Annotated in this window: 2 protein-coding genes; both read right to left on the minus strand. The window is 68.9% G+C overall.

What is annotated here, in order from left to right; genetic code table 11:
- Positions 1-106: 106 nt before the first annotated feature.
- Entirely contained in the window at positions 107-1516 is a 1410-nt protein-coding gene (gene chrA, locus ACXJKL_RS18480) for a chromate efflux transporter (RefSeq protein ID WP_457208465.1), read from the minus strand.
- A gap of 105 nt (positions 1517-1621) precedes the next feature.
- On the minus strand, positions 1622-2734 hold the full coding sequence (locus ACXJKL_RS18485; RefSeq protein WP_457208466.1) for an AI-2E family transporter: 1113 nt from the start codon (positions 2732-2734) through the stop codon (positions 1622-1624).
- Positions 2735-2950: the final 216 nt, after the last annotated feature.

Genomic DNA, 2950 nt, shown 5'->3' on the forward strand with positions numbered 1-2950 from the left:
ACCTCTTGCTGCTCGACCCCATACGACGAAGTCAACCCGTCGGCTCGTCCCTGCGGGTCGCCCGAAAAGGGTGACCCTGCCCGGTGCGGGGGATGTCACCGGTGAGTCAGACGACGGCTTGGCCGAGGCCTACGGCGATTCCCGCCAGCGCACAGATGCCGAGCGTGCGCAGGACGGACCAGTCGCGCCAGAACATGAGCACGCAGCCCAGGATGGTGATGGCAACGGCCGCCCACTGGATGGAGCCGGGCACCGGGACCTCGAAGTCGAGCGGCCCGGCGGTGACTCGGGTGGTGTCGTCGAAGAGCGTGTGCAGGGCGAAGAAGACGGCGAGGCTGGCGATGACGCCGACGACCGCGGCCGTGATGCCGGTCAGAGCGGTCGCGAGCGTGCGGTTGCCGCGAAGTCGTTCGACGTAGGGGGCTCCGAGGAGGATGAACAGGAAGCAGGGCACGAAGGTGACCCAGGTGACCAGCAGTGCGGCGAGGAGAGCGGCGGCCCAGGGGTTCAGGTCGCCCGGGGCGCGGAAGGCGCCGACGAAGGCCACGAACTGCACCACCATGATGAGTGGGCCGGGGGTGGTCTCGGCGAGGGCGAGGCCCCGGACCATCTCGCCGGGGGCGAGCCAGCCGTAGACGTTGACGGCCTGCTGGGCGACGTAGGCCAGGACCGCGTAGGCGCCGCCGAAGGTGACCACGGCCGCGCCGGAGAAGAAGACGCCCTGGTCGACGAAGATGCTGGACCGCCCGAACACCAGTGCGGCGACCACGACCGGGGTGAACCACAGGACCAGCCCGACGACGAGGATGACGGTGGCCCGCCGGCCCGACGGACGTTCGGTGTGGAGGGCGTCGTCGCTGATCAGTGGTGCCGGACCGTCGTCGCCGGCAGTCTTCCTGGGCTTGGTGAGGTCCGGGATGACCCTGCCGAGGCCCCACCCGATCATTGCTGCGAACCCGACGACGACGGGGAAGGGGACGGCGAAGAACGTGAGGGCTACGAACGAGGCGACGGCCAGGCCGATGAGCGCGGGGTGTCCGAGGCCCCTTCTGGCGACGCGGATGACGGCTTGGAGGACGATCGCGATCACGGCAGGCGCCAGGCCCAGGAACAGGGACTCGACCAGGGTGGTGTCCCCGAAGGCGACGTAGACACCGGAGAGCACGAGCAGGGCGACGACGCCGGGGAGGATGAACAGGATCCCGGCGATCAGGGCGCCCCTGACGCCGTTGAGGAGCCATCCCACGTAGGTGGCCAGCTGCTGGGCCTCGGGGCCGGGGAGCAGGGTGCAGTAGGAGAGGGCGAACAGGAACCGTTGTTGGCCGATCCAGCGCTTCTCGTCGACCAGGGTGCGTTGCATGACGGCGATCTGTCCGGCGGGGCCGCCGAAGGTCTGGAGCGAGATCGCGAACCACGCCCTGGTCGCCTCGCGCAGCGGGATCACGTCGTGCGAGTGCTTGCCCGCCACCGAGGCAACGGGTGTGGAGCCTGGGTCGGCATGGGGGGTGGGGCTCATGTCGGGGTGTCCTCCACGAGGATCGGGCGGCGCCGGTAGGGCTGAGGTGGCGGTGAGCGGAACGACAACGGTGTGATCCCGGGATCGGGGCTAATTGACATAATGTCAGTTATCGGCGATCGCGACGCCACCTGCAGAAGGGTCGTCCTCCTTCGGCGTGCTGCTCCCCGGGGTCGTCGTTTGCGGTGGTGCCAGTGGCTCCTCGACGCGTGCGTCGATCAGCGGGGCCACCCATGAGGCCCGGCTGTCGGCGTCGATGAAGATCGCCCGCACGAGCAGCGTCATCGGCACGGCCAGGAGCGCGCCGAGCGCGCCGAGCAGGAACGTCCACACGACCAGCGACATGAACGTGATCTCGGCGCTGAGCCCGACCGAGTTGCCGACGATCCGAGGCTGGATGAACGTCTGGATCGTGACGTTGAGGACGCTGTAGACCACCACCACCCCCAGCAGCCCCTCCCACCCGTCGTCGAGCAGCGCCAAGGTGGCGGGCGGAATGATGCCGATGATGAAGCCGATGTTGGGGATGAAGTTCGTGAGGAACGAGAAGAATCCCCAGACCAACGGGAGCGGGACGCCCAGCAACCACAGTGCACCGGCATCGAGCACTCCGACGACGGCGCCGAAGAGTGCGGTCATCAGCAGGTAGGTCTGGGAACCCCTCAGGAACCTGCCCATGGAGGCCGCCAGCTCAGGCTTGGCGCGCTGCAGGGCCGCCACCCGCGGCGCGAAGCCCGGGACGGCGGCGACGAAGAAGAACAACAGGGTCACCAGGAAGAACAGGAAGCCGAGGGCTCCGAGGATCCCCGAGATCAGGCTGACCAGTACGTCGGCGAGCTTCGTGGGGTCCAGCTTCGACAGCGCGTCACCGGTCGCGCCCGTGCTCAGGCCGAGCTGCGCGAGGGCATMCTCAGCGCGGTGGGTGAGGTCGTCGGTCTTCGAGGCGTAGGACGGGAGCAGGTCGGCGAACTTGATCAGGCACGCGACGGTGCCGACCGCCATCACCAGCAGGATCAGGTACGCCGCGGCCAGGGCGGTCACCGTCGCCAACCAGGTCGGCCAGCCGCGCCTGCGCGCCCACCGACCGATCGGCAGCACCGCGATGGTGAGCACGAGGGCAAGCATCGACGGCGCCACGATCCCGGCGGCCGCCCTGATGCCGACGCCCGCGGCGACGACACCGAGGATGCCGAGCAGCACGACGGTCGAGCGTGGCACCGTCGTGGTGGCAGCGCCAGGACTCCCTGCGGAGCGAACCAGGTCGGCCTGCGGAGGCATGACGTCACAGTAGCGCCGCCGATGGTGCGTCACTCAGGTCTTCGGCTCAGGTCGTCAGGTCTTCAGGCCGAGGACGATGACGAACACGCCGACGAGGATCGTGATCACGCCTCCGACGGTGCTCTGGTGACGCGAGATCCACCCCTTGGCCTGGAC

Source organism: Nocardioides sp. P5_C9_2 (genome assembly GCF_054049555.1).

Coding starts and splice junctions, on each gene's coding strand:
- chrA (WP_457208465.1), bottom strand. CDS start 1,516: ATGAGCCCCACCCCCCATGCCGACCCAGGCTCCACACCCGTTGCCTCG.